General features: G+C 56.3%; 23 protein-coding genes. 13 read left to right on the top strand and 10 right to left on the bottom strand.

Annotation, left to right across the window (positions count from 1 at the left end; translation table 11 throughout):
* Window positions 1–66: 66 nt before the first annotated feature.
* The 6 genes from HNQ64_RS15680 to HNQ64_RS15655 all read left to right on the top strand — a co-directional run bounded on the left by HNQ64_RS15680 (window position 67) and on the right by HNQ64_RS15655 (window position 6,571).
* The gene (locus HNQ64_RS15680; RefSeq protein WP_184210271.1) at window positions 67–1,524 is read left to right on the top strand and encodes a hypothetical protein; all 1,458 of its coding nucleotides are present in this window, start codon (window positions 67–69) and stop codon (window positions 1,522–1,524) included.
* Between the two features lie 266 nt (window positions 1,525–1,790).
* Entirely contained in the window at window positions 1,791–2,054 is a 264-nt protein-coding gene (locus tag HNQ64_RS15675) for a hypothetical protein (protein WP_184210269.1), read from the top strand.
* A gap of 62 nt (window positions 2,055–2,116) precedes the next feature.
* Complete coding sequence (locus HNQ64_RS15670; RefSeq protein ID WP_184210267.1) at window positions 2,117–3,268, top strand: vWA domain-containing protein; 1,152 nt, start codon at window positions 2,117–2,119, stop codon at window positions 3,266–3,268.
* A 37-nt stretch (window positions 3,269–3,305) separates the two neighbouring features.
* Window positions 3,306–3,842 (top strand): rhodanese-like domain-containing protein, encoded by a 537-nt coding sequence (locus HNQ64_RS15665; protein ID WP_184210265.1) that lies wholly within the window; start codon window positions 3,306–3,308, stop codon window positions 3,840–3,842.
* A 51-nt stretch (window positions 3,843–3,893) separates the two neighbouring features.
* Entirely contained in the window at window positions 3,894–4,601 is a 708-nt protein-coding gene (locus HNQ64_RS15660; RefSeq protein ID WP_184210264.1) for a response regulator transcription factor, read from the top strand.
* Between the two features lie 8 nt (window positions 4,602–4,609).
* Complete coding sequence (locus HNQ64_RS15655; RefSeq protein ID WP_184210262.1) at window positions 4,610–6,571, top strand: sensor histidine kinase; 1,962 nt, start codon at window positions 4,610–4,612, stop codon at window positions 6,569–6,571.
* A 68-nt stretch (window positions 6,572–6,639) separates the two neighbouring features.
* Here HNQ64_RS15655 and HNQ64_RS15650 read toward each other — a convergent pair whose 3' ends face one another.
* Window positions 6,640–7,395, bottom strand: a complete 756-nt coding sequence (locus HNQ64_RS15650; RefSeq protein WP_184210259.1) for a hypothetical protein — start codon at window positions 7,393–7,395, stop codon at window positions 6,640–6,642.
* Between the two features lie 94 nt (window positions 7,396–7,489).
* Complete coding sequence (gene dtd, locus HNQ64_RS15645) at window positions 7,490–7,936, bottom strand: D-aminoacyl-tRNA deacylase (RefSeq protein WP_184210257.1); 447 nt, start codon at window positions 7,934–7,936, stop codon at window positions 7,490–7,492.
* Window positions 7,937–8,100: 164 nt separating this feature from the next.
* Between dtd and HNQ64_RS15640 the strand changes: the two genes are divergently transcribed.
* Both HNQ64_RS15640 and HNQ64_RS15635 read left to right on the top strand, forming a co-directional pair.
* On the top strand, window positions 8,101–9,882 hold the full coding sequence (locus HNQ64_RS15640) for a glycine--tRNA ligase (RefSeq protein WP_184210255.1): 1,782 nt from the start codon (window positions 8,101–8,103) through the stop codon (window positions 9,880–9,882).
* A 70-nt stretch (window positions 9,883–9,952) separates the two neighbouring features.
* Window positions 9,953–10,768, top strand: a complete 816-nt coding sequence (locus HNQ64_RS15635; protein ID WP_184210253.1) for an ATP-grasp domain-containing protein — start codon at window positions 9,953–9,955, stop codon at window positions 10,766–10,768.
* Window positions 10,769–10,842: 74 nt separating this feature from the next.
* Here the strand turns inward: HNQ64_RS15635 and HNQ64_RS15630 are convergent, their stop codons facing one another.
* Window positions 10,843–11,868, bottom strand: coding sequence for an aspartate-semialdehyde dehydrogenase (locus HNQ64_RS15630; protein ID WP_184210251.1), 1,026 nt, complete (start codon window positions 11,866–11,868; stop codon window positions 10,843–10,845).
* A 348-nt stretch (window positions 11,869–12,216) separates the two neighbouring features.
* On the opposite strand from HNQ64_RS15630, the gene acs reads away from it, so the two are divergent.
* The 5 genes from acs to HNQ64_RS15605 all read left to right on the top strand — a co-directional run bounded on the left by acs (window position 12,217) and on the right by HNQ64_RS15605 (window position 18,703).
* On the top strand, window positions 12,217–14,145 hold the full coding sequence (gene acs / locus HNQ64_RS15625; RefSeq protein ID WP_343075902.1) for an acetate--CoA ligase: 1,929 nt from the start codon (window positions 12,217–12,219) through the stop codon (window positions 14,143–14,145).
* Window positions 14,146–14,286: 141 nt separating this feature from the next.
* Window positions 14,287–15,219, top strand: a complete 933-nt coding sequence (locus tag HNQ64_RS15620) for a UDP-glucuronic acid decarboxylase family protein (RefSeq protein WP_184210247.1) — start codon at window positions 14,287–14,289, stop codon at window positions 15,217–15,219.
* 44 nt (window positions 15,220–15,263) lie between these two features.
* Window positions 15,264–16,634, top strand: a complete 1,371-nt coding sequence (locus HNQ64_RS15615) for a UDP-glucose 6-dehydrogenase (protein ID WP_184210245.1) — start codon at window positions 15,264–15,266, stop codon at window positions 16,632–16,634.
* 66 nt (window positions 16,635–16,700) lie between these two features.
* Entirely contained in the window at window positions 16,701–17,753 is a 1,053-nt protein-coding gene (gmd, locus tag HNQ64_RS15610) for a GDP-mannose 4,6-dehydratase (RefSeq protein WP_184210243.1), read from the top strand.
* Between the two features lie 17 nt (window positions 17,754–17,770).
* On the top strand, window positions 17,771–18,703 hold the full coding sequence (locus HNQ64_RS15605) for a GDP-L-fucose synthase family protein (protein WP_184210241.1): 933 nt from the start codon (window positions 17,771–17,773) through the stop codon (window positions 18,701–18,703).
* A gap of 53 nt (window positions 18,704–18,756) precedes the next feature.
* Here the strand turns inward: HNQ64_RS15605 and HNQ64_RS15600 are convergent, their stop codons facing one another.
* The 7 genes from HNQ64_RS15600 to HNQ64_RS15570 all read right to left on the bottom strand — a co-directional run bounded on the left by HNQ64_RS15600 (window position 18,757) and on the right by HNQ64_RS15570 (window position 25,383).
* Window positions 18,757–20,727, bottom strand: coding sequence for a bifunctional aldolase/short-chain dehydrogenase (locus HNQ64_RS15600; protein ID WP_184210239.1), 1,971 nt, complete (start codon window positions 20,725–20,727; stop codon window positions 18,757–18,759).
* A gap of 95 nt (window positions 20,728–20,822) precedes the next feature.
* A complete protein-coding gene (locus tag HNQ64_RS15595; RefSeq protein ID WP_184210237.1) occupies window positions 20,823–21,623 on the bottom strand; it encodes an urease accessory protein UreD in 801 nt (266 codons plus the stop codon).
* A gap of 24 nt (window positions 21,624–21,647) precedes the next feature.
* Window positions 21,648–22,259, bottom strand: coding sequence for an urease accessory protein UreG (gene ureG, locus HNQ64_RS15590; protein ID WP_184210235.1), 612 nt, complete (start codon window positions 22,257–22,259; stop codon window positions 21,648–21,650).
* Complete coding sequence (locus HNQ64_RS15585) at window positions 22,256–22,927, bottom strand: urease accessory protein UreF (RefSeq protein ID WP_184210233.1); 672 nt, start codon at window positions 22,925–22,927, stop codon at window positions 22,256–22,258. Before HNQ64_RS15585 ends, ureG begins: the two co-directional genes overlap by 4 nt.
* Window positions 22,917–23,348, bottom strand: a complete 432-nt coding sequence (locus HNQ64_RS15580) for an urease accessory protein UreE (protein WP_184210231.1) — start codon at window positions 23,346–23,348, stop codon at window positions 22,917–22,919. Before HNQ64_RS15580 ends, HNQ64_RS15585 begins: the two co-directional genes overlap by 11 nt.
* Window positions 23,348–25,069 (bottom strand): urease subunit alpha, encoded by a 1,722-nt coding sequence (ureC, locus tag HNQ64_RS15575; protein ID WP_184210230.1) that lies wholly within the window; start codon window positions 25,067–25,069, stop codon window positions 23,348–23,350. The genes HNQ64_RS15580 and ureC overlap by 1 nt, the downstream gene beginning before the upstream one ends.
* Entirely contained in the window at window positions 25,066–25,383 is a 318-nt protein-coding gene (locus tag HNQ64_RS15570) for an urease subunit beta (protein ID WP_184210228.1), read from the bottom strand. The genes ureC and HNQ64_RS15570 overlap by 4 nt, the downstream gene beginning before the upstream one ends.

Here is a 25,383-nt window from a genome sequence, read left to right as displayed (position 1 = left end):
CCTATAAATGAGTTTATTGTGTATGCGTTTGAATTGCCTCTATAGAGAGCTACAGCTCAAGGAGGCATGGAAAATAAAACCTATTCTCTTCCTGAGTTTACCCTTCAAACCCGTGTAACCCCAACCAAAGCCAAACATGACAAATTGGAATTCACCATGCCTTTAGGCATTTTTAGACACCACACTGGCGATGCTAAACTAGGCGAAATTGAGCAATACATGGGAGCACCCCCGAAGGGAACGCGCACCCCCGAGAACTGGGATCAAGCGCGGCACTTTTCCACATTTTTGACCCGCCCTCAGGGCAGCCCAAACAGTCCACAGAGGCTGTTGAATGTCCGGAAAAAGCCTATCACAGGCTTGGACTTTGACCCCCGTTTCAATTCGATTCCTTTGTTTTCAGGGCGGTTGGAATTGGAAGAGCGGGGGCACAGTGGAAGGCGTATCGTGACAGCCGTTTATCAAGCCAATGTCAATCCCACGCGCTTCACTCGCTATCAGGACTGGAACAAACTCCGTTTGTATCATCGGCCCTCTGGCCTCCCCACCTTGTTTAGAGATACGCATATTCCGTCCAGCGAGTTTCCTTTGGATGGTTCCGACAATTGGCTTCCTGACAATCCTGCGCTCATTTGGCAGTCTTTCATGATTAGGTGGCCGGATCGCCTTAGAGACTACTTTAACGATCTGGAAAGCACCATGAGACAGGAAGTCGAGAACCGGGGGAGACTGTCATTAGACGGAACCGGATTTCTCTATTTTGAGCCATCCGAAGAAGCATGGCATATGCGGAGAGTCGAAGTGTATTGGGAGTTCAAAAACGCATCTTCACCCGAATTTCTGAATTCTCTGGATAGGGCCATGAGGTCGTATTCAGCCCTTGAGCATTCACGGCAAGAATTCGTTGGTGACGAAGCACAATCACCCCGGCAAAACCGCGACCGGGAAACTTTCAACACCACGGTATTAAGCGTGACCGTCATGCCAGGTGTCCGAATCGTCATCTATCCGAAAACGAATGAACGGCTCCGAATGGAGGTCCGCTTTAATGTCGCCGATTTTTCGCCTCGCTCTGAACTGCCCTCTGAGGCCTCAGGAAGCGCCGGAATGGTTGAAGCGCTCCAAAGATACAGCGAGACCGCAGCGGACGTTCTGAACACCTTTCTGGCCCATTTAGAAGGACAGATGAACCCCGGCTTTATCCCATGGAGTCCTCCGCCCACAGACTTGATGTTCCGAATCATCGGCCATTGCCAAAACCGGGAAGCTGCTCGCGTTATCATGGCGCTCCTGATTCAGGAAGGAGCCGTTTCCAGGGTCAAATGGCTCAAGACATCCATAGATGGTCTTGTGAAGTCTGGAATCCTTGAAAGAGCAAAGAATCAGCAAGGACCTCAGTCCGTGACATTCGTCCCTTCTCCGGCCTATCTAATGGCAGTCCAACGGCTCCGAGACGCGACCACGGCAGATGCCCTCATCATGGATAGGAGATGCCGACGGGACGTTCCCCAGTTGCGAAGGTAAACTGCTCCCAGTGTAAAAAGTAAACCGATGTGAGTGCAGAAGGTAAACAGGGGTAACCGTCTTTCCTGATTCGGCATATCCGTCCCCCTTTCCAGACCATAAAACACTTGTCACAGGCTTCCCCTTGCCCCATAAGGTGATACATCACTCTGATACATCATTGGCTTTAGCTGTTTTTGTAATCTGTTGATTTTCAACGAATTTTGAATGCGAACGGGCAATCCCTCTCTGTCCGCCATTCTTCCCCACGTAGATGCGGTGTAAGAATGCCCTCCGAATCCCACGGCTCCATTTTAAACTTTCTGTCCGTGTGCGTGAATCATAATTACGACAAGCATGACATCGTCCCTTGCAGCCTGTGCAGTGAGACCTTTGTCTGTCTGTGCAATCGTGCGGCAGACTGTCCGTGTGCGCAGGTGAATCTCAACCGAGATGAATCGGAATGGATCAGTTGGCAAACGGGGGGCGAGTGCGTCTGCATTCCTTGCCTGTTGAAGTTACGCGATGAGGCACGGCGGGCCACCGTCTAGTGGGATCGTTTTACACGCGCTTTACAGACGGCGTTGCAGAGGGAGGGCAGGCTGGGGCTGCCATGAAAACACTTCTACGCCATCTCCGTCATTCCATCCTTGCCCTCATCGCCAGCGCAGCTCTCGCTAGCCACGCTGCGGAACCGATCTCCACCAATCAACTTCGTGAAAACGAGGCCCTTGTGCAGATCGCCATCCTCCTGGATACCAGCAATAGCATGGACGGTCTCATTGAGCAGGCCAAAAGCCAGCTTTGGAAAATCGTCAATGAATTCAACGACGCCAAGCAGGGCGACAAAATCCCCGTCGTCCAGGTAGCCCTTTATGAATACGGCAATGACAACTTGAGCATCGGCACGAACTACATCCGTCTCGTCCTCCCCTTCACTCGCGATCTGGATAAGGTCTCGGAACAGCTTTTCAAACTCACCACCAATGGTGGCAGCGAATTCTGTGGAGCGGTCATTCGCGATGCACTGGACAAGCTCGCATGGGACGGCAACGGCAAGACTTACAAAGCCGTCTTCATCGCAGGAAACGAGCCGTTTACCCAAGGGCCTGTCAGCTCACAACAAGCCTGCAAAGACGCCATCCAAAAAGGAGTCGTCGTCAACACCATCCATTGCGGCAAGCAGAGCGAAGGGGAAAACGGCGGCTGGCGCACTGGGGCTGCCTTGGCTGAAGGTCGCTTCCTGACCATTGATCAGGACAAGGCCATCGTTCACATCGAAGCTCCTCAGGACAAAGAAATTACCAAGCTCAGCATCGAGCTCAATAAGACCTACATCATGTATGGCCAAGATGGGGCCCGAGGCGCAGCCAACATGAGCGCCCAAGATAACAACGCCAGCTCCTACAAAAAAGAAGGGGCTGAAGTCCAGCGCGCGCTGACGAAAGCCAGTTCTAACTATAGCAACAGTGGGTGGGACCTGGTGGATGCGAATAAAAAAGCGGGGCTGGCACTGGAGAAAATCAAAGAACAAGACCTCCCGGCTGAACTGAAATCTCTGAAGCCCGAAGAGCGCCAAAGTTATCTGGATCAGAAAGCAGCCGAACGGGAGAAGATCCAAGCCCAAATCAAAAAGCTCAATCAAGAGCGCCTTCAATACGTCGCTGAAAAAAACAAGGAGAACGGTCAAGAAGATACCCTCGATAAAGCCATCGTCAAAGCGGTGCGTGAGCAAGCAGCTAAAAAGCAAATCACCTTCAAATAACCTTAAAAAGCGAGCCTCTTTCCTTTCCTAAACTGCTATGAAAGCTCACCTCATTTTCTTCTCCTGCCTGCTGGGGCTAACGATGACCCAAGCCGAAAACCCCGTCATCGGCCAGAAGATCCCCAATCGTTTGATCTCCTATGAAGGTTTCGAAAAGAACGTTCACGAGGTTGCAAAGATCCGCGAGTCTCGACGCCTTACCGAAGCCCAATTTCTTCAAAAGATGTCAGAGCCAGGGGTTATCCTCCTAGATGCCCGCAGTGCCAGCAAATTTCAGCTTCGTCATATTCATGGAGCGGTGAATCTGAGCTTGCCTGATTTCCATGAAGCCGCTCTGGCGAAAATCATCCCAGCCAAGAACACCGTGGTGCTCATCTACTGCAACAATAACTTCGAAAACAGTCCAGTCTCATTCACCGACAAATCTATTAGCACTGCATTGAACCTGCACACCTTCGTCAGTCTTCAGGGTTATGGTTACACGAACGTCTTCGAACTAGGCCCTCTGCTGGATGTCCATACCACTCGACTCCCGTTTGCTGGGGCGGAGGTCAAAGAAAAGTCGTCTCGCTAGCTCATTTCATTGAGATGCCCCTAGCCAAAGGTGTAAACTGCCACTCATCCCATGCCCACCATCCTTGTCATTGAAGATGATAGCGCCATTCGGCGCGGGGTGACTGATGCCCTCCGCTTCTCCGGCTACGCCGTGCTGGAGGCTGCGGAAGGGCTCTCCGGAATGGAGCAGGCCCAGAAGGCCACTTTTGATCTGATGCTGCTGGATCTTGTGCTGCCTAACCACAATGGGTTTGAGATCCTGCGGGCTCTGAAAGAACACCGCCCTGGCACCCCTGTTATCATCCTTTCCGCCCGTGGGGAGGAGGCCGATCGCGTGAAAGGCTTGAAGTTAGGCGCAGATGATTACGTCGTGAAACCCTTCAGCGTGCGAGAACTTCTCGCCCGAGTGGAGGCCGTGTTGCGGCGTTCACCGGAACGGCCGAAGCAGGTCCAACAAATCCCCTTCCCTGGGGGCATCGTCGATCTGGAGCGACTGGAACTGCGCTTTAGCGATGGGGGACGCGAGGAACTTTCAGATCGCGAATGTGGTCTCATTGAGTACCTCGCCGCCCACCGTGGTCGTGCCATTTCGCGGGAGGAATTGCTCCGCCGCGTCTGGCGGATCGAGCCTAAGCACACCGAGACACGCACCATTGACATGCACATCGCCAATCTCCGGGCCAAGCTGCGAGACAATGGTGGCGAGCCACAATTCCTGCTCACCGTTCGCGGGAAAGGTTACATGCTTGCTAATGAGGTTATTGTCCCTTCAGCCTAACTAAAAGCATGCGCTCCCTTCTCCGCTGGTTCCTATTCACCCTTTGCCTGCTGGTTTTTACCGGGGCGATGGGCTGGATCAGCCTGCGCATGCTCAGCATGGAGGCGCAGCGCCGCCACACGGCGGAGGATGCCCAAGTTCAGGAAAAAGTACGCCTGGCTCTCTGGCGCATGGATTCACTGGCCAGCGCCCTTTTGATCCGCGAAAACGCCCGCCCAGCTTATCATTACCAGGCTTTCTACGCGCCAGATGATCTCTTTGCCAGTCGAACAGAGAGCATCCCCAAAGGACGGGCGCTCATGCCTTCTCCCCTCTTTGGCAGTTTGCCAGACCTCGTCCAACTGCACTTTGAAAAGATGCCGGACCAGCCCACGCTGAGCAGCCCCCAAGCGCCGATGGGAAAGCAAAAAGAACTCGCCACAAGTTGGTACACGCTGAATCCGCAAACCAGCATCGCCGCTAAAAAATTGGCCCGTCTGGATAGCCTTCTGGAAAAACACCCTGATATCCAAAAAGCGCCGACGGTGAGTGCGACTCCAGTGATCGAAATCAAAAGCCAATCACTCGAAAACGCCCCCAAAGAAAGCCTCAAATCGGCGTCTAAAACCCTCGATCTCGACCCCCAAAGTGTAGCCAATGCCACAGAGCAGTCTCAGCGGGCCCTGATCTTGGATAACAACATTAACTTGGAAAAAAAGGAACTCCCCAAACCTCAACTCAAAAAAGCAGCCCCACTGCCCAGCAGCAAAACTACGAAGGAAGGGGCCGACATAGCAGCTACTGCACCTAACCGATCAAGTGTGGGATCAGACTCAACTTTGGGAGAAGTGACGCGGCGCTACCAGCAGGAGCGTTCCACCGATCCCTCAGCGGCACTCACCCGCCAGTCTCTCCCGACTCTTGCTGGTGACTTGCAGCCACTTTGGGTCGAAAACGAATTATTGCTCGTGCGCCAGGCCACAGTCGAAGAAATGCCCCGGCTGCAGGGGGTGTGGCTTGACTGGGCGTTGCTCCAGTCACGGTTGCTCGACACCATTCGTGATCTCCTGCCTGAGGCCACTCTGCTTCCAGTCGCGCCAGACATTGCACGTACAGATGCCACCGCCCTGGTGACGCTGCCTGTGAAACTGATCACAGGCAGAATCCCCATGCTCGCCGTCGAAACGAGCTCTCCATTGAAATCGGCTTTGGTCGTTGCCTGGACCTGCCTGATTGTGGCCGCGCTTGCCATTGCTTTTGTCCTTCACCGCGCTGTTCTCCTCAGCGAACGCCGGGGTGCCTTTGTCTCCGCCGTGACGCATGAGCTGCGGACCCCTCTGACCACCTTTCGCCTGTATTCCGAAATGCTGGCAGATGACATGGTGCCCGATGCCGCCCAGCGCCGCAGCTACCTCCAGACCCTGTGTGATGAGTCCACCCGCCTCATGCATTTGGTGGAAAATGTCCTCGCTTACTCCCGGATCGAGCGCGGGCGCACGGCCGGGCGTATGGAGAAAATAAGTGTGGAGGCCCTGCTGGATCGCATCCTCCCACGCCTCCGCCAGCGGACGCAGCCCGTGGATTTAACTCTGGAAGTGCAGCCCTCTTCCAACGCCCTTGCCTGCCTCATCTGCGTGGATGCCATGGCGGTGGAGCAGATCCTTTTCAACCTGACGGACAATGCCTGCAAGTATGCAGCCCCTGACAGCGAGCCGAGGAAGTTAGACCTGGCGATCCAAGATGAAAACTCTGCCCTGCGTTTCATCTTCCGAGATTACGGCCCAGGTCTCCCTGAGATGCAGCGAAAGCGCCTGTTTCAGCCCTTTAGCAAATCCGCCACTGAGGCCGCCCACAGTGCCCCAGGTGTGGGCCTAGGTCTGGCGCTCAGCCGCCAACTGGCACGTGAATTGGGAGGTGATCTCATCTTCACCCAGCCACAGGGTCGGGGAGCCCAGTTTGAACTCCGTCTGCCCAAACGAGCCAAGGCCTAACGCCCGATTCAACAAAAAGGGATGGACACCCGATAGGCATCCATCCCGTTTCAAATTTGGTTCGGCAATTAACGCTTAGCCTTCTTAGTAGCCTTTTTGGCGGCTTTCTTAGCCACAGGAGCGGCAGCTTTCTTCACGGCCTTTTTGGCCACAGGAGCCACCTTCTTGGCAGGAGCCGCTTTTTTCGCGGGGGCTTTTTTAGCCGGAGCTTTCTTCGCTGGAGCGGCCTTCTTCGCAGGAGCGGATTTTTTCGCTGGAGCAGCCTTTTTGGCGGCCTTCTTCGCAGGGGCTGCTTTCACAGGAGCCGCTGCTTTCTTAGCGCCCTTAGGAGCCTTGGCCTTGACGATGCCGGTGATGCCACCTTCACGGCTGAGGCGCTGCTGCAGCAACTCCTCGCGGAAGGAGATGGCCTCGGCCAGCACTTCGTCGTGAGTTTCCTTGGTATAACGATAGACCTTGGAGACGGTCTTGCCCTTTTCAGCACGCACGGAAACGGCAATGAGACGGGTCACCTTACCCTTAGCAGTTTTGTATTTGCGATAAGAGATACCGACATGGCCGCTCTTGTTCTTCGCATTGGTCGTGTGAGCGATGCGGCTCGCTTCGATCTCTGGCATTTCACCCAGAAGTTGGTCGCGATACTCACGAGCCACTTTCAGAGCGCCTTTGGTGCCGCCATAAAGGCTATCGGAGAAATGCTTGGTGTGGAGGGAACCGTTTCTCGAAATGCAGACCTGAAAGCCGTGCGTCTGCTTGGAGGCATCGTTACGGGTATCAATGCGTTTAATGTTGCGTTCAGAGAGTGGGTTGGAGCGGCGGCGCATAGGGAAAGTGATCTTGGTAATGGGGGGAAGGTGGAAATTGAGCGCAACCCAACTCTGCGCAACCCGAAAGTGACTTTTTTTGCATTATTATAGGTTATTCCTTGGCTTTCGAGTCTATCCAAATCGTTACCGGACCGTCATTTATCAAGGCCACCTGCATATCCGCGCCGAAAACGCCACACTGCACCGGCACCTCTTTCGCCAGCGCAGACTTGAAGTATTCGTAGAGCGGGATGGCCCCCTCAGGCCGCGCGGCCCGGATGAAGCTGGGGCGATTTCCCTTCTTCGTGCTAGCATGCAGGGTGAACTGACTCACCACCAGAACCTCGCCCCCCACATCCTTCACACTCAAGTTCATCTTGCCCTCAGCATCGCCAAAGATGCGCATCTGGACGATCTTGCTGGCCAGCCAATCTGCATCCTCCTGCGTGTCTTCATGCTCCACGCCCAGCAAGACCACGAGGCCTAGAGGAATGCTGGCTTTCACCTCCCCTTCGATGGTGACGGTGGCTTGTTTGGAACGTTGGATGATGGCGCGCATGGAGGGGACTTGAGGAGATCCCCAAAGAATGCAGAAGGACGCTAAGAATGCCACCTTTCCCTTGCGAAATGGCGGCTCCAGCGCTCCTTACGCGCCCCTTGTTGAATCGGGTCCAGCCAGGATTCAGTACAACATTTGTCAATCAGCCATCCGCACACCATCCTATGTCCACCGACGTTAAGAATAACACCGCCCTCATGGAGAAAATCGTCTCTCTTTGCAAGCGCCGCGGTTTCATCTTCCAAAGCAGCGAGATCTACGGCGGCTGTGGCGGTGTCTGGGACTACGGCCCGCTGGGTGCCGAACTGAAGCGCAACCTGCGCACCGCCTGGTGGAATGCCATGACCCGCGAGCGTGAAGACGTCCTCGGCCTGGATGCCAGCATCCTCATGAACCCTGCCATCTGGAAGGCCAGCGGCCATGTGGACACCTTTGCGGATCTCATGCGCGAATGTTCCCTCACCAACAAGCGCGTCCGTGCCGACCACGTGGAACCGCAGGAAGGCGTGGTCATGAACTACACCGGTGCCGAAGCCCCGGCAGGCTGGAAGCTAGACCGAGTGATCTCCGTCCTCATGAAAAAGGGCGAGCACATCGAAAGCTTTCGCAAGCGCGTCCGCACTCTCATTGCTTCCAATGCTGGTGAAGCCGCAGGCAAAGTGGAAGAGATCAATTTGTTAGGCGAAGCCAAAGGCGACACCATCGAAGGCAGCGTGGACTTCCATCCGGAAACCGGCGGAGCCCTGGGCCCGGCGCGTCCCTTTAACCTCATGCTCAAGACTTACCTCGGCCCCACAGCGACCGAGGACGACGTGACCTACCTGCGCCCAGAGACCGCCCAGGCCATCTTTGCCCAGTTCAAGAACGTCTTCGACTCCAGCCGCATGAAGGTCCCCTTCGGCGTTTGCCAGATCGGCAAGGCCTTCCGCAACGAAGTCACCCCCAAGAACTTCACCTTCCGCAGCCGCGAGTTCGAGCAGATGGAGCTCGAGTTTTTCATCAAGCCTGATGAAGCCGTCGAAATCATCAGCGGCGAAGTCGCTCAGTGGAGCGAGGGCGCTGACCTCAGCGAACCGCAGCCCAACTGGGGCTGGGATCTCTGGCACCGTTATTGGGTGGATCAGCGCACGAAATTCTATGAAGGCATCGGCCTCGGTGGCGTGCTGGAATACTACTGGCAGACGAAGGACGATCTCGCCCACTATGCCCGCGCCTGCGTGGACATCCTGTGTGATTTCCCTTTCGGCACCGAAGAACTTGAGGGCATCGCCGCCCGTGGTGCCTTCGATTTGACGGCCCACCAGACCGCCAGTGGCAAGACCCAGGAAGTCTTCGACGAAGAGCTGAAGAACGCCGCCGCCAAGCTCACCGACGAGCAGAAGGAAGCCCTGGTCCAGAAGCGCCTCGCTGCCGAGCAGGCGAAGGTCAAAGGCGAACCGATGCCGGAAGCCGATGTCCGCGCCTGGTTCGAACGTCTCTTCAAAGGCAACTATGTTCCTCACGTCATCGAGCCCTCCGCCGGCCTCGACCGCATGGCCCTGGCCATCATCGCCAATGCCTTTGTTGAGGAAGAAAAAGCCGATGTAAACGGCAAGGTGGAAAACCGCACCTACTTGCGCCTGCATCCTCGTGTGGCCCCGATCAAAGTCGGCGTCTTCCCCCTCCTGAAGAACAAGCCCGAGCTCGTCGCCAAAGCCCGCGAAGTTTATTCGCTCCTCAAAAAGCACATGAACTGCTTCTACGATGAGACCGCCGCCATCGGTCGCCGCTACGCCCGCCAGGACGAAGTCGGCACGCCCTTCGGCATCACCATTGACTTCGAAACCCTCGGCGAAAAAGGCCCTGAGCTTCAAGACACCGTCACCCTCCGCCACCGCGACGGCGGCGAGCAGGAACGCGTCAAGATCTCCGACCTCCTGCCAAAGCTCCTGGCCGCCGTGAGTTAAGTTTCACCCTCACTCAAATCGGCCTCCGTGATGCTCGCATCCGGAGGCCTTTTTTTATATTACCTGCCTTATGAACTCCTCAGCCCCATTGCTCCTCCTAGCCCCACGCATCACTGAAGACTCCATCTCCATGTGGAAGGCCGCGCTTGCGTTGGGCTGGTCTGCGCAGCGCATCCAAGGTTGGCGTGTGCCGGAGGAATTGGTAGGAACAGATCGCCCCATCGTCATTTATGGAGAACCGCTCTTTGCAGAAGCGGTCGCAGATCAACTAGGCCTAGTTATCCTGGAGCCTGCCATTGACTGGCTGACCTCGGTGCCCCGTGAGTACCTCCAGCGTGACATTGAGATCATGCCTCTGGCAAGGGCTCGCGCCTTCGCCACCAAAGCTTTTGTTAAACCTGCCGATGGTAAGATTTTCGATCCCAAAGTCTATGAGTCAGGCAACGCTTTGCCGGGCGACGACCAAGTGGACGCTGACATCCCGGTTCTTCGGTCCGGGGTTGTGGATTTCCGCCTGGAAGTCCGATGCTTCATCCGCGCCCGTGAAATCGTAACATTGAGCCCGTATTGGCGAGAGGATGCCCTGGCTCACGATGAGCAGGGTGAGTGGCTATTCCTCCCCGATGAAGAGGCCGAAGCGCGAGACTTCGCTGGTCAAGTCCTCGGGGATGATCGGATCAAGCTGCCTCCGGCCTGCACGCTGGATGTCGGTCGTCTGGATACAGGCACCTGGGCCATCATTGAAGCCAACCCCTGCTGGGGAGCCGGGCTCTACGGCTGCGATCCTCAGACTGTTCTGGAAACTCTGCGCGCGGCCATTCTTCCTCGCCGCGACATCACCGCCGAGCATCGACCCTGGATCTCGGCCCGGCGGCAGATGCCATAATGCAGAAAAAAGGCGCACCAGACAGAATCCGGTGCGCCTCGAAAGGAGTCAAAACTCGGGTTAACTCAAAGTTATCAGACCAAACACTCCGCGATCTGCACCGCGTTCAGCGCCGCGCCTTTCAGGAGCTGGTCGCCGACGACCCAGAAGGCCAGGCCATTGTCCAAAGCACAGTCCAAACGCAGACGACCCACGGCGCAATTGTCACGGCCAGCGATGTCGAGAGCCAAGGGATACTGTTTGTTAGCCGGATCATCCAGCACATCCAGGCCGGGGGCCTTGGAAAGCACCTCACGGGCAGCCTCCACGGTCACCGGCTTTTCAAACTCAGCGCTGATGGCGATGCTGTGCGCACGGAAGACGGGGATGCGCACACAGGTGACAGAAGCTCGGAAATCCGGGTGGTGCATGATCTTGCGCCCCTCGTTTTCCATCTTCATCTCTTCCTTCGTGTAGCCACTGTCCAGGAACGAATCCACATGCGGGATTGCGTTGAAGGCGATCTGGTGCGGATACACATGCGGCTGGGAGTCCAGCTTCGCTGCGTCCCAGGCACGGTTTTCAGCGGCCCATTCGCGCGACTGGTTTGCCAGTTCCTCGATGGCCTGTGCGCCGGTGCCGGAAACAGCCTGGTAGCTGGAGGCAAAGATGCGCTTCACGCCAAAGGCCTGGTGCAGAGGATACAGTGCCATCAGAGAGATGGCCGTCGTGCAGTTCGGGTTCGCAATGATGCCCTTGTGATTCTTCGCATCCGCCGCATTGATCTCTGGGACCACGAGAGGCACGGTGGGGTCTTGACGGAAGAAGGAGGAGTTATCCACCACCACGGCTCCTGCCTTCACCGCATGCGGGGCGAAGTCGCGCGAAATGCCGCCACCGGCGCTGAACAGCGCGATGTCCACACCGGCAAAGCTCTCCGGGGTCAGTTCCTTGATGGTCACGTCTTCACCTTTGAATTTCATCGTCTTACCGGCGCTGCGTGCGCTGGCGAGAAGGGTGAGTTGGCCGACGGGGAAATTCCGCTGTTCCAGACAGCGAAGCATTTCCACCCCCACCGCTCCGGTGGCGCCGACGACTGCGACGTGCTTGAGGTTGCTCATGGTTGTTTTGTTTTTGGTTTGGGGAAAAAGGGCGATCAGGTTAGGCCTGGATTCCACATTCGCAAGAGAGGGCTTCAAATCTCGCAGGAATACTGGAATCACCGGATTTCATGCTTTCATGCCACCCTCGGGCGGCTCATCCCTACTGCCATGCCCTAAAACTCCCTGTTTTCCTGAGTCGGATTCCACCAATCCAGTATTGCCAGCATAGGTTTGCTGCATGTAGCCTGGAGTTTCCTGCGTTTAATTCGTCCGTTTCAACCCCACCCCATGAGCAAGAAGAAAGCTGCCAAGCCCGCCCCCAAGAAAGCCGCTGCCAAAAAGTCTGCCGGTAAATCCCAGACGATCATGACGGAAAATCGCGTTTTCAAACCCAGCGCAGAATTTTCCAAAAAAGCCCGCGTCGGCAGCATGGCGGAATATCGCCGCATGTATGAGGAGTCCATCAAGCATCCGGATAAATTCTTTGGCCGCGAGGCGAAAGAACTGCAGTGGCAGAAGCCCTACACCAAGGTCATGGAGTGGAAGTGCCCGAATGCGAAGTGGTTCGTGGGTGGCAAACTCAACGTCAGCGAAAACTGCCTGGACCGCCACCTGGTGGGGCCTAACAAAACCAAAGCCGCCCTCATCTGGGAAGGTGAACCCGGTGAAAAACGCGTGCTCACCTACCAGCAGCTTCACCGCGAAGTCTGCCGCTTTGCCAATGTACTGAAGCGCAACAAGGTGAAAAAGGGTGACCGCGTGATGATCTACCTGCCGATGATTCCAGAGGCAGCCATCGCTATGCTGGCTTGTACCCGCATCGGTGCCATCCACAGTGTGGTGTTCGGCGGTTTCAGCGCAGAAAGCATCAAGGACCGTGTGCTCGATTGCGGAGCCAAAATCGTCATCACCTCTGATGGTGGCTACCGCCGCGGCGCCGTGGTCCCGCTCAAGAAGAACGTGGACGATGCCCTCAAAGGTGGCGATACGCCTGTGGAAACCGTCATCGTCTTCCGCCGCACGGGGCAGGACGTCCACATCGAGGAAGGCCGCGATGTCTGGTGGCACCGCGAACTGGAATACGTGGACGCTCACTGCCCTGCCGCCGTCCTGGATTCTGAAACCCCTCTGTTCATTCTCTATACCAGCGGCAGCACGGGCAAGCCCAAGGGGATTCTGCACAGCACCGCAGGCTACCTCCTGCACGCTGAGATGACCTGCAAATACGTCTTCGACCTCCGCGATGACGATGTGTATTGGTGCACAGCCGATGTCGGCTGGGTCACAGGTCACAGCTACATGGTCTATGGTCCTCTTTCCCTCGGTGCCACCTCCCTTATGTATGAAGGCGCGCCGAACTGGCCGGAAAACGACCGCTTCTGGAAGATCATCGAGGAATACGCCGTCACCGTATTTTACACTGCTCCGACGGCCATCCGTGCCTTCATGAAATGGGGTGATGAGTGGCTGAAAAAATGGGATCTCTCTAGCCTCCGCCTTCTGGGCACCGTCGGTGAGCCTATCAACCCTGAAGCCTGGATGTGGTATCATACCCAAGTCGGCGGTGGCAAGTGCCCCATCGTGGACACCTGGTGGCAGACCGAAACTGGCGGCCACATGATCACCCCCATCCCTGGTGCCACCCCCACCAAACCTGGCACCGCCACCCTGCCCTTCTTCGGTGTGGATGTCGCCATCGTGGATGACCTCGGCAAAGAAGTGGGCAAGGATGAACAGGGCAAACTCGTCATCCGCAAACCTTGGCCTTCCATGCTGCGCGGCATCTGGGGCGATAAGAAACGCTACCAGGAAACCTACTGGAGTGAATTTGAAGGCTGGTATTTCGCAGGCGATGGAGCACGCCGTGACAAGGACGGTTATATCTGGATCATTGGCCGTATTGACGACGTGCTCAATGTCGCAGGTCACCGCCTCGGCACTGCCGAAGTGGAAAGCGCCCTCGTCTCCCACCCTGCCGTGGCTGAGGCTGCCGTCGTGGGCCGCCCAGATGAAATGAAAGGCCAGGGCGTCGTCTGCTTTGTCACCGTCAAGGAAGGCATGGCCACCGGTCGCGAGCTCGCAGACGAGCTCAAAAAACACGTCCGTAAAGTCATCGGCCCCGTCGCCACCCCAGATGAAGTCCGCTTTGCCGCCGCTCTGCCGAAGACTCGCTCTGGCAAGATTATGCGTCGCCTGCTGAAGCAAATCGCCGCCGGCGAAGTCATCAAAGGCGATACCACCACCCTGGAAGACCTGAGCGTCATCGCCCAGCTCGCTGCCAGCGGGGAGGATTAATTTCCCTTCCACACTTCAGGTTAAACTTAACCCACGCAGGCAACTGCGTGGGTTTTTCATGCCCTCGTCTTCTCCTCTCTCTGCTTATGGAAGTCGTGGCTGTGACTTGACTAGCCAGCCTGCCCCATCTACCCCAGCCTCATGCGTATCCTCATCACCGGCGGCGCCGGTTTCCTCGGCTCCCATCTCTGCGAACGGCTCCTGAATGAAGGCCACGATATCCTATGCATGGATAACTTCTTCACCGGCCGCAAAGCCAACATTGCGCATCTGCTCCCCAACCCGAATTTCGAGCTCTTTCGCCATGATGTGATTGATCCATTCAAGGCCGAGGTGGACCGCATCTACAACCTCGCCTGCCCGGCATCGCCTCCTCATTATCAATACAACGCCATCAAGACCATCAAGACCTCCGTCATGGGAGCAATCAATGTTCTTGGTTTGGCTAAACGCACTCGCGCCCGTGTTTTCCAGGCCTCCACTTCCGAGGTCTATGGCGACCCTGAAATCCACCCTCAGCCCGAAAGCTACTGGGGCCACGTCAACCCCATCGGCATCCGCTCCTGCTACGATGAAGGTAAGCGCGTGGCAGAGACCCTCTTCTTTGACTATCACCGCCAAAACGGCGTGGACATTCGCGTGGTGCGCATTTTCAACACCTACGGCCCTCGCATGCTGCCAGACGATGGCCGTGTCGTCTCTAACTTCATCGTGCAGGCCCTCCGCGGCCAGAACATCACCATTTATGGAGATGGCAGCCAGACCCGTAGCTTCTGCTACGTGGATGACCTCATCGAAGGCTTTGTCCGCCTCATGGAAACCACCGGTCACACGGGCCCCATCAACATTGGAAACCCGGGTGAATTCACCATGCTACAGCTAGCCGAGCTAGTGCTAAAAAAGGTCGGAGGCCCCTCGAAGATCACTTTCCATCCCCTGCCCTCCGACGATCCAAAACAGCGCCGCCCGGACATCACGCTCGCCAAAAGCCACCTAGGCTGGGAACCCAAAGTGCCACTGGAAGAGGGCCTGGATCGCACCATCGCTTACTTCAAGACGATTGTTGCGGCCTGATAAGGAGGCCTATCAGCCGAACTTTATTTTTATTTACTTTTCCAATGAACATCTGCTGCATCGGTGCTGGTTATGTCGGTGGTCCCACGATGGCGATGATCGCCGCTAAATGCCCGAACATTCGGGTGGAAGTGGTGGATCTCAATCAGGCACGCATCGAAGCGTGGAACTCCGATGAGCTGCCCATCTATGAGCCGGGCCTAGATGAAATTGTCGCTTCAGCGCGCGGGCGAAATCTATTTTTCTCCACTGGGGTAGAAGATGCCATCCGGACAGCAGACATCATCTTCGTTAGCGTCAATACGCCCACCAAGACCTTCGGCCTGGGCGCGGACAAAGCTGCCGACCTTCGTTATGTTGAGGCAGTGGCTCGCACCATTGCAGAGGTGGTGAATGAGCCGAAAATCATTGTCGAAAAAAGCACCATCCCGGTGAAAACAGCGGAGGCCATTCACAGCATCCTCGCCTCCAACGGCAAGGGGCTGAAACATCAGGTGCTATCAAATCCGGAGTTCCTGGCGGAAGGAACGGCGGTGGCTGATCTGAGTAATCCAGACCGCATCCTCATCGGTGGTGAGACCACACCTGAAGGACAGGCCGCCATCGAAGCCTTAGTCAGCGTCTATGCCCACTGGGTGCCCCGTGAGCGCATCCTCACCACCAATCTCTGGTCTTCAGAGTTGTCCAAACTCGTGGCCAATGCCTTCCTGGCACAGCGCATCTCCTCCATCAATAGCATCTCAGCTCTGTGCGAGACGACCGGGGCGGATGTGGATGAAGTAGCCCGCGCCATCGGCACGGATTCACGCATCGGGCCGAAGTTCCTCAAGGCGTCCGTGGGTTTTGGCGGTTCCTGCTTTCAAAAGGATGTGCTGAATCTCGTCTATCTCTGCGGACACTTCGGCCTGCCGGATGTAGCCGCCTACTGGGACCACGTCATTCGCATGAATGACTGGCAGAAACATCGCTTCTCCGAACGTGTCGTCCGCACGCTGTTTAATACCGTCACTGGCAAGCGCATTGCGGTGTTGGGTTTTGCCTTCAAGAAAGACACCAACGACACTCGCGAGTCAGCGGCCATCTATGTCTGCCAAGACCTGTTGGAAGAGCGTGCTCACCTAGCCATTCACGATCCGAAGGTGAAAGCCGAGCAGATTCGCAAAGACCTATCCCTTTCCCTCGAAGACCAACGGGTGACCTTTGCCGCATCGGCCGAGGAGGCCTCCCAAGGGGCTCACGCCCTCCTCGTCCTCACTGAGTGGGATGCTTTTAAAGACTTGGACTTTGAGGTCATTTACGAAAACATGCTCAAACCCGCCTGGATCTTTGATGGGAGAAACATCCTTGATAGGCCCAAGCTAGAGAAGATTGGCTTCCGCGTTTACAGCATCGGCAAACCGCTCGGAAAAAGCTAAACGGAATAGGCGCTCAAGCCCCGTTGTTTCAGCCATTCTCTTCCTTCATTTTCTCTTATCTCCCTCATGCCCATCGCCCTCATCACCGGAATTACAGGCCAGGATGGTTCTTACCTTGCCGAACAACTTTTGGCTAAGGGCTACACGGTGCATGGCATGATCCGCCGCGCCTCGAACTTCAATACTCAACGTATCGAGCACTTGTTCAATGATCCCGAGATCTACAACCAGCGGCTCTTCCTTCATCACGGAGATCTCACAGACTCGAGCAATCTGAACCGTCTATTGGAAAAAATTGGGCCTAACGAAATCTATAACCTCGCGGCACAGAGCCATGTCAAAGTCTCCTTTGAAGTTCCCGAGTACACTGCTGAGGTAGATGGTCTGGGCACTCTGCGATTTCTCGATTCCATCAAGGAAGTGGGGCTCGAAAAACGGGCTCGTTTTTACCAAGCCTCCACCAGCGAACTCTTCGGACTCGTCCAGGAAGTCCCTCAAACGGAAAAGACCCCTTTTTATCCACGCTCTCCTTATGGGGTGGCGAAACTGTACGGCTACTGGATCGTGGTGAACTATCGTGAATCCTACGGCCTGCATGCTAGCAATGGGATTCTCTTCAATCATGAATCTCCTCGCCGAGGCGAGACCTTCGTTACACGCAAGATCACCCGTGCCGCAGGTCGCATCCGCGAAGGTATGCAGGAGCATGTGGCCCTGGGTAATCTGGGAGCTCAGCGCGACTGGGGTTACGCCCCTGAATATACTGAGATGATGTGGCGCATGCTCCAGCAAGAACAGCCTGGCGACTATGTCTGCGCGACTCAGGAAACCCACACGGTGCGCGAATTTTGCGAGCACAGTTTTGCAGCCGTGGACATGCCACTGACCTTTGAGGGCGAAGGCGAAAACGAAGTGGGCCGCGATGAAAAAGGCATTGTACGCGTGAAGGTGAACCCAAACTACTACCGCCCAGCAGAGGTGGAACTGCTCATTGGCAATCCAGAAAAAGCCCGCCGGGAGTTGGGCTGGCAGCCCAAGGTCACTTTCGCTGAACTTGTCCAAATCATGGCGAAGGCCGACTGGGATCTGGCTAAAAAAGAGAAGCTGCTCGCTGCCTGATTTTCACTTTTCCGCCCATGTCTTTTCTCGATTCCCGCATCTACGTCGCCGGTCATCGTGGCATGGTGGGCAGCGCCTTGGTCAGAGCCCTCCATGAACGTGGAGGCAAGGACATCATCACCGCAACCCATGCGGAGTTAGATCTGCGCCGGCAGGCCAATGTGGAAACTTGGTTAGGCCAAAACAAACCCGACACCGTCATCTTGGCCGCCGCTAAAGTGGGGGGCATCCATGCCAACAGCACTTACCCGGCCGAGTTCATTTATGACAACCTCATGATGGCAGCCAATGTCATCCATGGGGCTTACGCGTCGGGGGTGAAACGACTGCTCTTTCTCGGCAGCTCCTGCATCTATCCCCGTCTGGCCCCGCAGCCTATGCCGGAGGACTGCCTGCTTACCGGATCCCTCGAAGGCACCAATGAAGCCTACGCATTGGCCAAGATCGCTGGGCTGAAACTTTGCCAGCACTACCGCAGCCAATATGGGGTGATGTTTCACTCCGCCATGCCCACAAATCTTTATGGGCCGGGCGACAACTACCACCCGGACAATTCCCACGTCATTCCGGGGCTGCTGCGTCGCTTTCATGAGGCCAAGGTGAATCAAACCGAAGCTGTCACCGTCTGGGGCACGGGCACACCACTGCGCGAATTTCTGCACGTGGATGACCTCGCCGAAGCCTGTCTGCACCTCCTTGAGCTCGATACCCCACCCGATTGGGTCAATGTGGGCAGTGGCCAGGAATGCAGCATCGGCGAACTGGCGCAGACGGTGAAACGTGTCGTAGGCTATAAGGGCGAACTTCGTTTCGACACTACCAAACCGGACGGCACGCCGCGCAAGCTGCTGGATTCTCATTTGATCCAAAGCCTGGGCTGGAAACCTCGAGTCAACCTTGAAGCAGGACTGGGCGAAGCCTATGCTGCCTTCCTGAAAACCCTGCCATAAAAAAGTCTGGCCCCGCACGATTGCAGGGCCAAACAAATTTAGTCGAAGGATCTTCAGATCACGCGGTCATTGCCGCCATCCACAGGGATCTGGGCACCTGTGACTTTGGAAAACAGCGGAGATGCCATGGCAGACACCATGTTACCAATGTCTTTGCTCTTGATCTCCACCTTCATGAGGTTCTTTGTTTTGTACTCGTCCACTGTCATGCCGTAACGCTCAGCACTGCGTTGCAGGGCTTCTGGCGTCCAGAGTTTGGTATCAAAAACAGCATCTGGATGGACAATGTTCACCCGGATCCGGTAAGGAGCCAGTTCTAGCGAGGCCACGCGGCAGAGCTGCGTGAGAGCCGCCTTACTGCAAGAGTAGGCCGAGGCACCCGGGCCTGGGGCTTTGAAGTTACGGCTGCCCACGAAGATGATGCTGGCATCCAGGCCCAGCTTCACATAAGGGATCACCTTGTTCATCAGCTTCTGGTGGCTGGTGAGATTGATCGAGATAGTGCGATCCCAATCGTTCTGCGCCATGACATCCAAATGCTCGTTCTTCGGGAAAATGCCCGCATTGCTGACCACGATGTCAATGCCGCCAAACTCACGTACCACGAACTCGATCGCGTCCTGCACGGGCTGGTCTTCGGTGAGGTTCACCACGATACCGATGCCGCCGATCTTCTGCATGATCTCAGGGATGTCTTTATCAATGTCGAGCCCCACCACCTGAGCCCCTTGCTCAGCGAGGCTCTCCGCAATAGCGAAGCCAATGCCTGCCGCACAACCGGTGACGAGGGCCACTTTGCCCTGATGCACCTTACGAGCCGGGCCTTTGCGCAGTTTAGCCTGCTCCAGTTCCCAGTATTCGATGTCGAAGATGTCTTTCTCAGGCAGAGGCTCCCAGCCCCCCACCGCTTCGCCCAGTTGCACCGTAGCCAGGGTGGACTCGGAAATATCCGCAACGATCTTTGCATCCTTCACGGTATCGCCAAAGCTCACCACGCCTTGGTTAGGCCAGATGGCAAAACGTGGCGCAGCATCCAGCATGGTGTGGCCACTGGCGTTGCGGTCGAAATAGGCTTTGTAGTCGTCGGCAAATTTTTGCACGGAAGCCTCGATGTCTTCACCAATGAAAGCAGGAGCACGTTTGGTGCGAATGCTGTGATCTGGTGTCAGAGGCCCGCGTGTGCCAAAGTCCGCCACTGCGGGTAAATTGGCGTAGCCCACAGCTTCAGCGCTGGCATTGAGGCGGGCGATCTGGGGAACGCCGCGCTTCAGGGAAACCACCTGACGCAGTTTGGCGAGGGCCTTGAGATCTGTCGCCGCTTCGCCTGTGGCCAAAGGAGCCCCCGACTTTTTCGCCAGGAACTCTTCCGCCTGCGTCACCATCTCGATGTGCAGTTCATAGCTCTTGCGGGCATCGTCGTCGAAAGTGAAAAGGCCATGCTTCAGCAGCACCATACCCTGGATGCCTTCGGCGCGCAGATCGCGCCCGGCGATCAGGTCTGCCACCGTCTTTGCCAAAATGAAACCTGGCATGACATAGGGGACGATGATGACACGGCTGCCAAATACTTCTTTCACGCGGGCTTCACCGTCTGCGTGGCAGGTCAAAGCTGAAATAGCGTTGGCATGGCTGTGATCCACGAAACGGAAAGGCAGGATGGCATGCAAGATGGCCTCAATGCTGGCCGCAGGCGCATTCGGGTTAGTCATCGCGGCCCGCTGCTGCAGGACCATGTCCGCATCGCTCATGGTGGCGAGTTTCGACATCTTGATGAGGGCCTCCTGGCGGACTGGGGAAAAACCCTCGCGCTCAATGGTGCCGAGGTCCCAGCCACTGCCCTTAACGTAGCAAAGTTCCACTTCGTCACCGAAGAAGTCTTTCTCCGTGACTTTGACGGAGGTATTGCCACCGCCATGGAGTACCAGGGCAGGATTGCGCCCGAGCAGGCGGCTGGTATAGACGCGCTGGCCCAGCAGGTCGGTTCCAAAGGTGGCGGCTTCTGTATCGTTCCAAAGGCTTTGCATGGTCGGGAAAAAGGAGTGTCAGACTTCCGGTGGATGGGCCGGGGGCGCAAGGGGATTTTGGTCAAGGTCATGCCCCATGCTCGATCAATCGCGATTCACATGTATCGCCCTAGGCTAGGCACCTGCCTGGACAGGGATTTATAAAGGATCTTGCGCAGCTCTTGCAGCGTTCGACGGGCGCTGAGGCTGTCGTGGCACACGACTTTGACCGTAAAACCCCCGGTAGAGAGCGGCCCATGCCCCAAATAGACCTCAGGGCTATTCAGCGCCTCCAGTTCAGCCACTGGCAGGTCCCCTCCCCCCAGGACAAAGCAACTCAGATAATGGGCCTGGGGATGCATGAGGCGCAGCGAATGCAGACTGTGGTCTTCCGGGGAAAGTCGGTAGCGCTCCCGGGCGGCTAATTTATCCCCCATCCAGACATCCAAGTCCCAAAGGAGCTCAGCATACTGGAATACCTCGCCACTGGCGACTCGGCCAGGAGAAAGCCAGTCGAAATAGAGCAACTGACCCTCAGCGGCTACCCGCAGCTCTGTTTTCTGCTGATAACGCGCTCCAGCCTGAGGAATGAAGGGCTCGGGGTAAAATTCCAAAAACGCCCCGGCCTCTACCGTAAAGGTCTGGTGCACCTTGGCCGGGCCACCACTGCGCGAGCGATAGACGCGGCTAGCACTGGGGGTGGTGAGCACGATCGAGGCTCCCGTTTCGGCAGCCACATTGATCTCAATGGCATCGCCATCAAAAATCCCGGCGGTGGGATTGACGATATTTACCACCAGGGCCCCGGCATCTTCATGAGGTTTGCTCAGATGAAGCGGCGCACGAAACGATTGATCACGCAGATACGTTTGTCCTGCGGGATAGCAGGAAGCCGTGAGATGAAGATGGCCGCGCATGGCGAGTGGATGACGAAGCCCAGGTCAGACGAAAAGGTAATCGCGCTTGAGCCAACCGATGAGTTCTTCCTTCCCCTTCTCAGATTTCATATCGGCAAAGATGAAGGGTTTGTCACCCCGCATGAGTTTGGAATCCCGCGCCATCACATCGAGGTCAGCACCGACGTAAGGAGCCAGATCAATTTTATTGATGAGGAGGAGATCGCTATTCCGGATGGCAGGGCCACCCTTGCGAGGAATTTTGTCTCCTTCGGCGACATCAATGACGAAGATAAATACATCCGCCAGTTCTGGCGAATAGGTGGCGGAGAGATTGTCCCCACCACTTTCGATGAGCAGCAATTGCAGATCAGGATGGCGTTTTTCCAGCTCGATAACGGCAGCCATGTTCATGCTGATGTCATCGCGGATGGCCGTGTGCGGGCAGCCGCCCGTTTCCACCCCCATGACACGATCTGCTGGCAGGATGTTTTGGCGCAGGAGGAACTCGGCATCCTCGCGGGTATAGATATCATTCGTGATGACGGCCAGAGAGTATTCCTCCTTCAGCCATTCACAAAGGCGAAGGACGCACATGGTTTTACCGGAGCCGACAGGGCCACCGATGCCGATACGGAGAGGACGTGGGTTGCTCATGAAATGAAAAGTCGTTCGTTCGCTCGCGCATGTCGCAGAGAGGCGATTTCGAGAAGTGGATTAAACCAGCCGATGCGCTCGGCGGGGGTGGCGATGAGGCCTTCCAAATGAGGGGCCAGAGAGATCATGGCTCCACGAATGATGAGCTGGCAGCGCTCCTGCCCCAACCTCATCAGCTTCATGGAACTGATGGCATAACCACTGATGCTTTGAAGGGAAAAGGCACAGAGCGCAGCGGCAACAGGTAGATGACGCAGCTCTAATGCACAGGCGATGAGGTGGTGACAAGGAGCCCCACTTTCCCCATAGGCTGCCAGGGAGGGATCTGGATCCAGCTTCTGCACCAAAGACAGTCGGCGAGAGCCGAGCTGGCGGCTGGCCTGACGGAGCTCCGCCGCGAGTTTCCACGCATCCAGCTCTTCATCCAGAAGGCGCAGATTCTCATGATCTCCCGAAGCCGCTAAGGCATGTGCTTTCTCCAAAAAGGGCAGTTCGAAAGCCAGCAGTCCAGGAATGATTTGCTGCTGAAGGAAGGTCTCCAATTGATCGGGATTTTTCACCGCTCCCCGCTGCACCAATTCTTCAAGCCCCATGGAATGCGCATAGGCTCCCGAAGGAAACTGGGAGTCGTTCACCTGCAAGAGCCAGGGCAGCCATTCAAGAAGCATGGGCAGTGACACGTAAGGGGTTAAAGACGACTTCAATCTCTTCAAAGGCCCAGCCTTCCCGCTCAAAGAGCTGCAGCACCGCCACATCATGGGTGATACGAATGACGCCATCCACCACCTGCACACCCAGATGAAGATTGCCGATCTTCCAGCCCATGAGGGCTGCTTCCTCCAGGGTGCTTGGCTGAAGCTGATACACGAGTTCCGGCTGCTGGCGTACGATGTATTCCGCAGTCTCCGTCTGGTGGATGACGCTGCCATGCTGGAGCCTGGATTCCAGGTCAAAGCCGAACTCCGTTCCATCCGCCGCCACGCCGCGCCAGCGGCGCTTGAGAAAAAGCCGCCGTTCAATGAGCAACTCGATCTGCTCTGTGACAGGCCGCATCGGCGTGTCTGAGAGCATCCGTTGAATCAAAATCATCAGAACAAAAAGTAACGTTGGGCCATGGGCAAGACATTGGCGGGTTCGCAGCGCAGCTCGCGTCCATCAGCTTTCACGGTGTAGGTGTCTGGGTCCACTTCGATCTTTGGCAGATAGTTATTCCAAAGCATGTCATGCTTGCTGACAGTGCGGCAGGTTTTCACCGCACTGAGAGTCTTGCAAACACCCAGTTTTTTCACAATTCCACTCTGCAAAGCCGCCTGACTAACAAAGGTGAGGCTGGTGCTGAACTTGGCCCGACCATGGGCAGCGAATTGGTGGCGATACATCATCGGCTGCGGGGTCGGGATGCTGGCATTGGGATCTCCCATGTTCGCCATGGCGATGAGTCCTCCCTTCAGAATGACCTCGGGTTTGACCCCGAAAAAAGCGGGTTTCCAGACCACGAGATCAGCCAGTTTTCCCACCTCGATGCTGCCCACTTCATGGGAGATGCCATGAGTGATGGCGGGATTGATGGTGTACTTGGCCACGTAACGCAGGGCGCGATAGTTATCGGCGGCTTGGTGCTCCGGCCCTTCCAGTTTGCCAAACTGGACCTTCATTTTATGCGCTGTCTGCCAAGTGCGGGTGATGACCTCGCCGAGACGGCCCATGGCCTGGCTGTCACTGGACATCATAGAGATGGCCCCCAGATCATGCAGCAGATCCTCCGCAGCAATGGTCTCGGGACGGATGCGAGATTCCGCAAACGCCACGTCTTCAGGGATCTTTGAATCAAGATGATGGCAGACCATGAGCATGTCGAGATGCTCATCAATCGTATTCACGGTGAAAGGACGAGTCGGGTTGGTGGAAGAAGGCAACACATTGGCCTCGCCACACACGCGGATGATGTCAGGCGCATGTCCGCCACCTGCGCCTTCTGAGTGGTAAGTGTGGATGGTGCGGCCCTTAAAGGCCGCGAGGGTGCTTTCGACAAAACCGGCCTCGTTGAGGGTATCGGTATGGATCGCCACCTGGACATCGAGCTCATCCGCCACGCCCAGGCAGGTATCAATGGCAGCCGGGGTGGTGCCCCAGTCTTCGTGTAGCTTCAGGCCGATGGCTCCAGCGAGGACTTGCTCCCGCAGCGGGCCTGGTGTGGAGCAGTTGCCTTTGCCCAAAAAACCGAGGTTCATGGGGTACTCATCCGCCGCCTCCAGCATGCGATGCATGTTCCAAATACCGGGCGTGCAAGTGGTGGCATAAGTACCGTGAGCTGGGCCCGTGCCGCCGCCAATCATGGTGGTGACACCGCTGGCCAGCGCATGGTCAATCTGCTGCGGGCAGATGAAGTGAATGTGGGTGTCAATGCCCCCTGCGGTGATGATGCACCCCTCCCCAGCAATGACTTCCGTGCCTGCGCCAATGACCATATCAATGCCATCTTGCAACATGGGATTGCCCGCATGGCCAATGCCGACGATGCGACCATATTTGATCCCGATGTCGGCTTTGATAACTCCCTGCACGGCGTCCAGGATAGTGGCATTGGTAATGACCAGATCCAGGCAGTCCGCATCCAGTGCCAAGCAGGACTGGGCCATGCCATCGCGGATCACTTTTCCGCCGCCAAATTTCACCTCATTGCCGTAGCCACCTTTCTCCGCAATGAGGTCACGCTCGACCTCAATAAAAAGTTCCGTGTCTGCCAACCGCACCTGATCCCCCACGGTGGGGCCAAACATGCTGCTGTGTTGTTTACGCGTGATCTTCATACGGGCAGGGGGCCATTCACGAGGTTGTTGAGGCCATAAACCTCGCGTTTTCCGGCGAAGGCGACGACTTCGACTTCGCGAGTATCGCCGGGTTCAAAACGAACGGCGGTGCCTGCGGGAATGTTCAGCCGAAAACCGAGGGAGGCTGCACGATCAAAATCGAGAAAAGTATTCACCTCATAAAAATGAAAGTGGCTGCCGACTTGGACAGGACGATCCCCCATGTTAGCGACCACGAGCTTTTTCGTGGCCAATCCGATATTGGCATTGAGGTCGCCTACACCTTGAGGATGGATGATTTCTCCGGGGATCAT

Origin of the sequence: Prosthecobacter dejongeii (assembly GCF_014203045.1) — a bacterium.
Taxonomy (GTDB): Bacteria; Verrucomicrobiota; Verrucomicrobiia; order Verrucomicrobiales; family Verrucomicrobiaceae; genus Prosthecobacter; species Prosthecobacter dejongeii.
This window is presented reverse-complemented; position numbering and strand designations above follow the sequence as displayed.

Excerpts from the sequence above, each read along its gene's own strand:
- HNQ64_RS15600 (WP_184210239.1), bottom strand. The coding sequence starts at position 20,727 with ATGCAAAGCCTTTGGAACGATACAGAAGCCGCCACCTTTGGAACCGAC.
- HNQ64_RS15675 (WP_184210269.1), top strand. The coding sequence starts at position 1,791 with ATGCCCTCCGAATCCCACGGCTCCATTTTAAACTTTCTGTCCGTGTGC.
- HNQ64_RS15640 (WP_184210255.1), top strand. The coding sequence starts at position 8,101 with ATGTCCACCGACGTTAAGAATAACACCGCCCTCATGGAGAAAATCGTC.
- HNQ64_RS15620 (WP_184210247.1), top strand. The coding sequence starts at position 14,287 with ATGCGTATCCTCATCACCGGCGGCGCCGGTTTCCTCGGCTCCCATCTC.
- acs (WP_343075902.1), top strand. The coding sequence starts at position 12,217 with ATGACGGAAAATCGCGTTTTCAAACCCAGCGCAGAATTTTCCAAAAAA.
- HNQ64_RS15570 (WP_184210228.1), bottom strand. The coding sequence starts at position 25,383 with ATGATCCCCGGAGAAATCATCCATCCTCAAGGTGTAGGCGACCTCAAT.
- HNQ64_RS15595 (WP_184210237.1), bottom strand. The coding sequence starts at position 21,623 with ATGCGCGGCCATCTTCATCTCACGGCTTCCTGCTATCCCGCAGGACAA.
- HNQ64_RS15635 (WP_184210253.1), top strand. The coding sequence starts at position 9,953 with ATGAACTCCTCAGCCCCATTGCTCCTCCTAGCCCCACGCATCACTGAA.
- HNQ64_RS15650 (WP_184210259.1), bottom strand. The coding sequence starts at position 7,395 with ATGCGCCGCCGCTCCAACCCACTCTCTGAACGCAACATTAAACGCATT.
- HNQ64_RS15655 (WP_184210262.1), top strand. The coding sequence starts at position 4,610 with ATGCGCTCCCTTCTCCGCTGGTTCCTATTCACCCTTTGCCTGCTGGTT.
- HNQ64_RS15605 (WP_184210241.1), top strand. The coding sequence starts at position 17,771 with ATGTCTTTTCTCGATTCCCGCATCTACGTCGCCGGTCATCGTGGCATG.
- dtd (WP_184210257.1), bottom strand. The coding sequence starts at position 7,936 with ATGCGCGCCATCATCCAACGTTCCAAACAAGCCACCGTCACCATCGAA.
- gmd (WP_184210243.1), top strand. The coding sequence starts at position 16,701 with ATGCCCATCGCCCTCATCACCGGAATTACAGGCCAGGATGGTTCTTAC.
- HNQ64_RS15615 (WP_184210245.1), top strand. The coding sequence starts at position 15,264 with ATGAACATCTGCTGCATCGGTGCTGGTTATGTCGGTGGTCCCACGATG.
- HNQ64_RS15580 (WP_184210231.1), bottom strand. The coding sequence starts at position 23,348 with ATGATTTTGATTCAACGGATGCTCTCAGACACGCCGATGCGGCCTGTC.
- HNQ64_RS15670 (WP_184210267.1), top strand. The coding sequence starts at position 2,117 with ATGAAAACACTTCTACGCCATCTCCGTCATTCCATCCTTGCCCTCATC.
- ureC (WP_184210230.1), bottom strand. The coding sequence starts at position 25,069 with ATGAAGATCACGCGTAAACAACACAGCAGCATGTTTGGCCCCACCGTG.
- HNQ64_RS15660 (WP_184210264.1), top strand. The coding sequence starts at position 3,894 with ATGCCCACCATCCTTGTCATTGAAGATGATAGCGCCATTCGGCGCGGG.
- HNQ64_RS15680 (WP_184210271.1), top strand. The coding sequence starts at position 67 with ATGGAAAATAAAACCTATTCTCTTCCTGAGTTTACCCTTCAAACCCGT.
- HNQ64_RS15630 (WP_184210251.1), bottom strand. The coding sequence starts at position 11,868 with ATGAGCAACCTCAAGCACGTCGCAGTCGTCGGCGCCACCGGAGCGGTG.
- HNQ64_RS15585 (WP_184210233.1), bottom strand. The coding sequence starts at position 22,927 with ATGCTTCTTGAATGGCTGCCCTGGCTCTTGCAGGTGAACGACTCCCAG.
- HNQ64_RS15665 (WP_184210265.1), top strand. The coding sequence starts at position 3,306 with ATGAAAGCTCACCTCATTTTCTTCTCCTGCCTGCTGGGGCTAACGATG.
- ureG (WP_184210235.1), bottom strand. The coding sequence starts at position 22,259 with ATGAGCAACCCACGTCCTCTCCGTATCGGCATCGGTGGCCCTGTCGGC.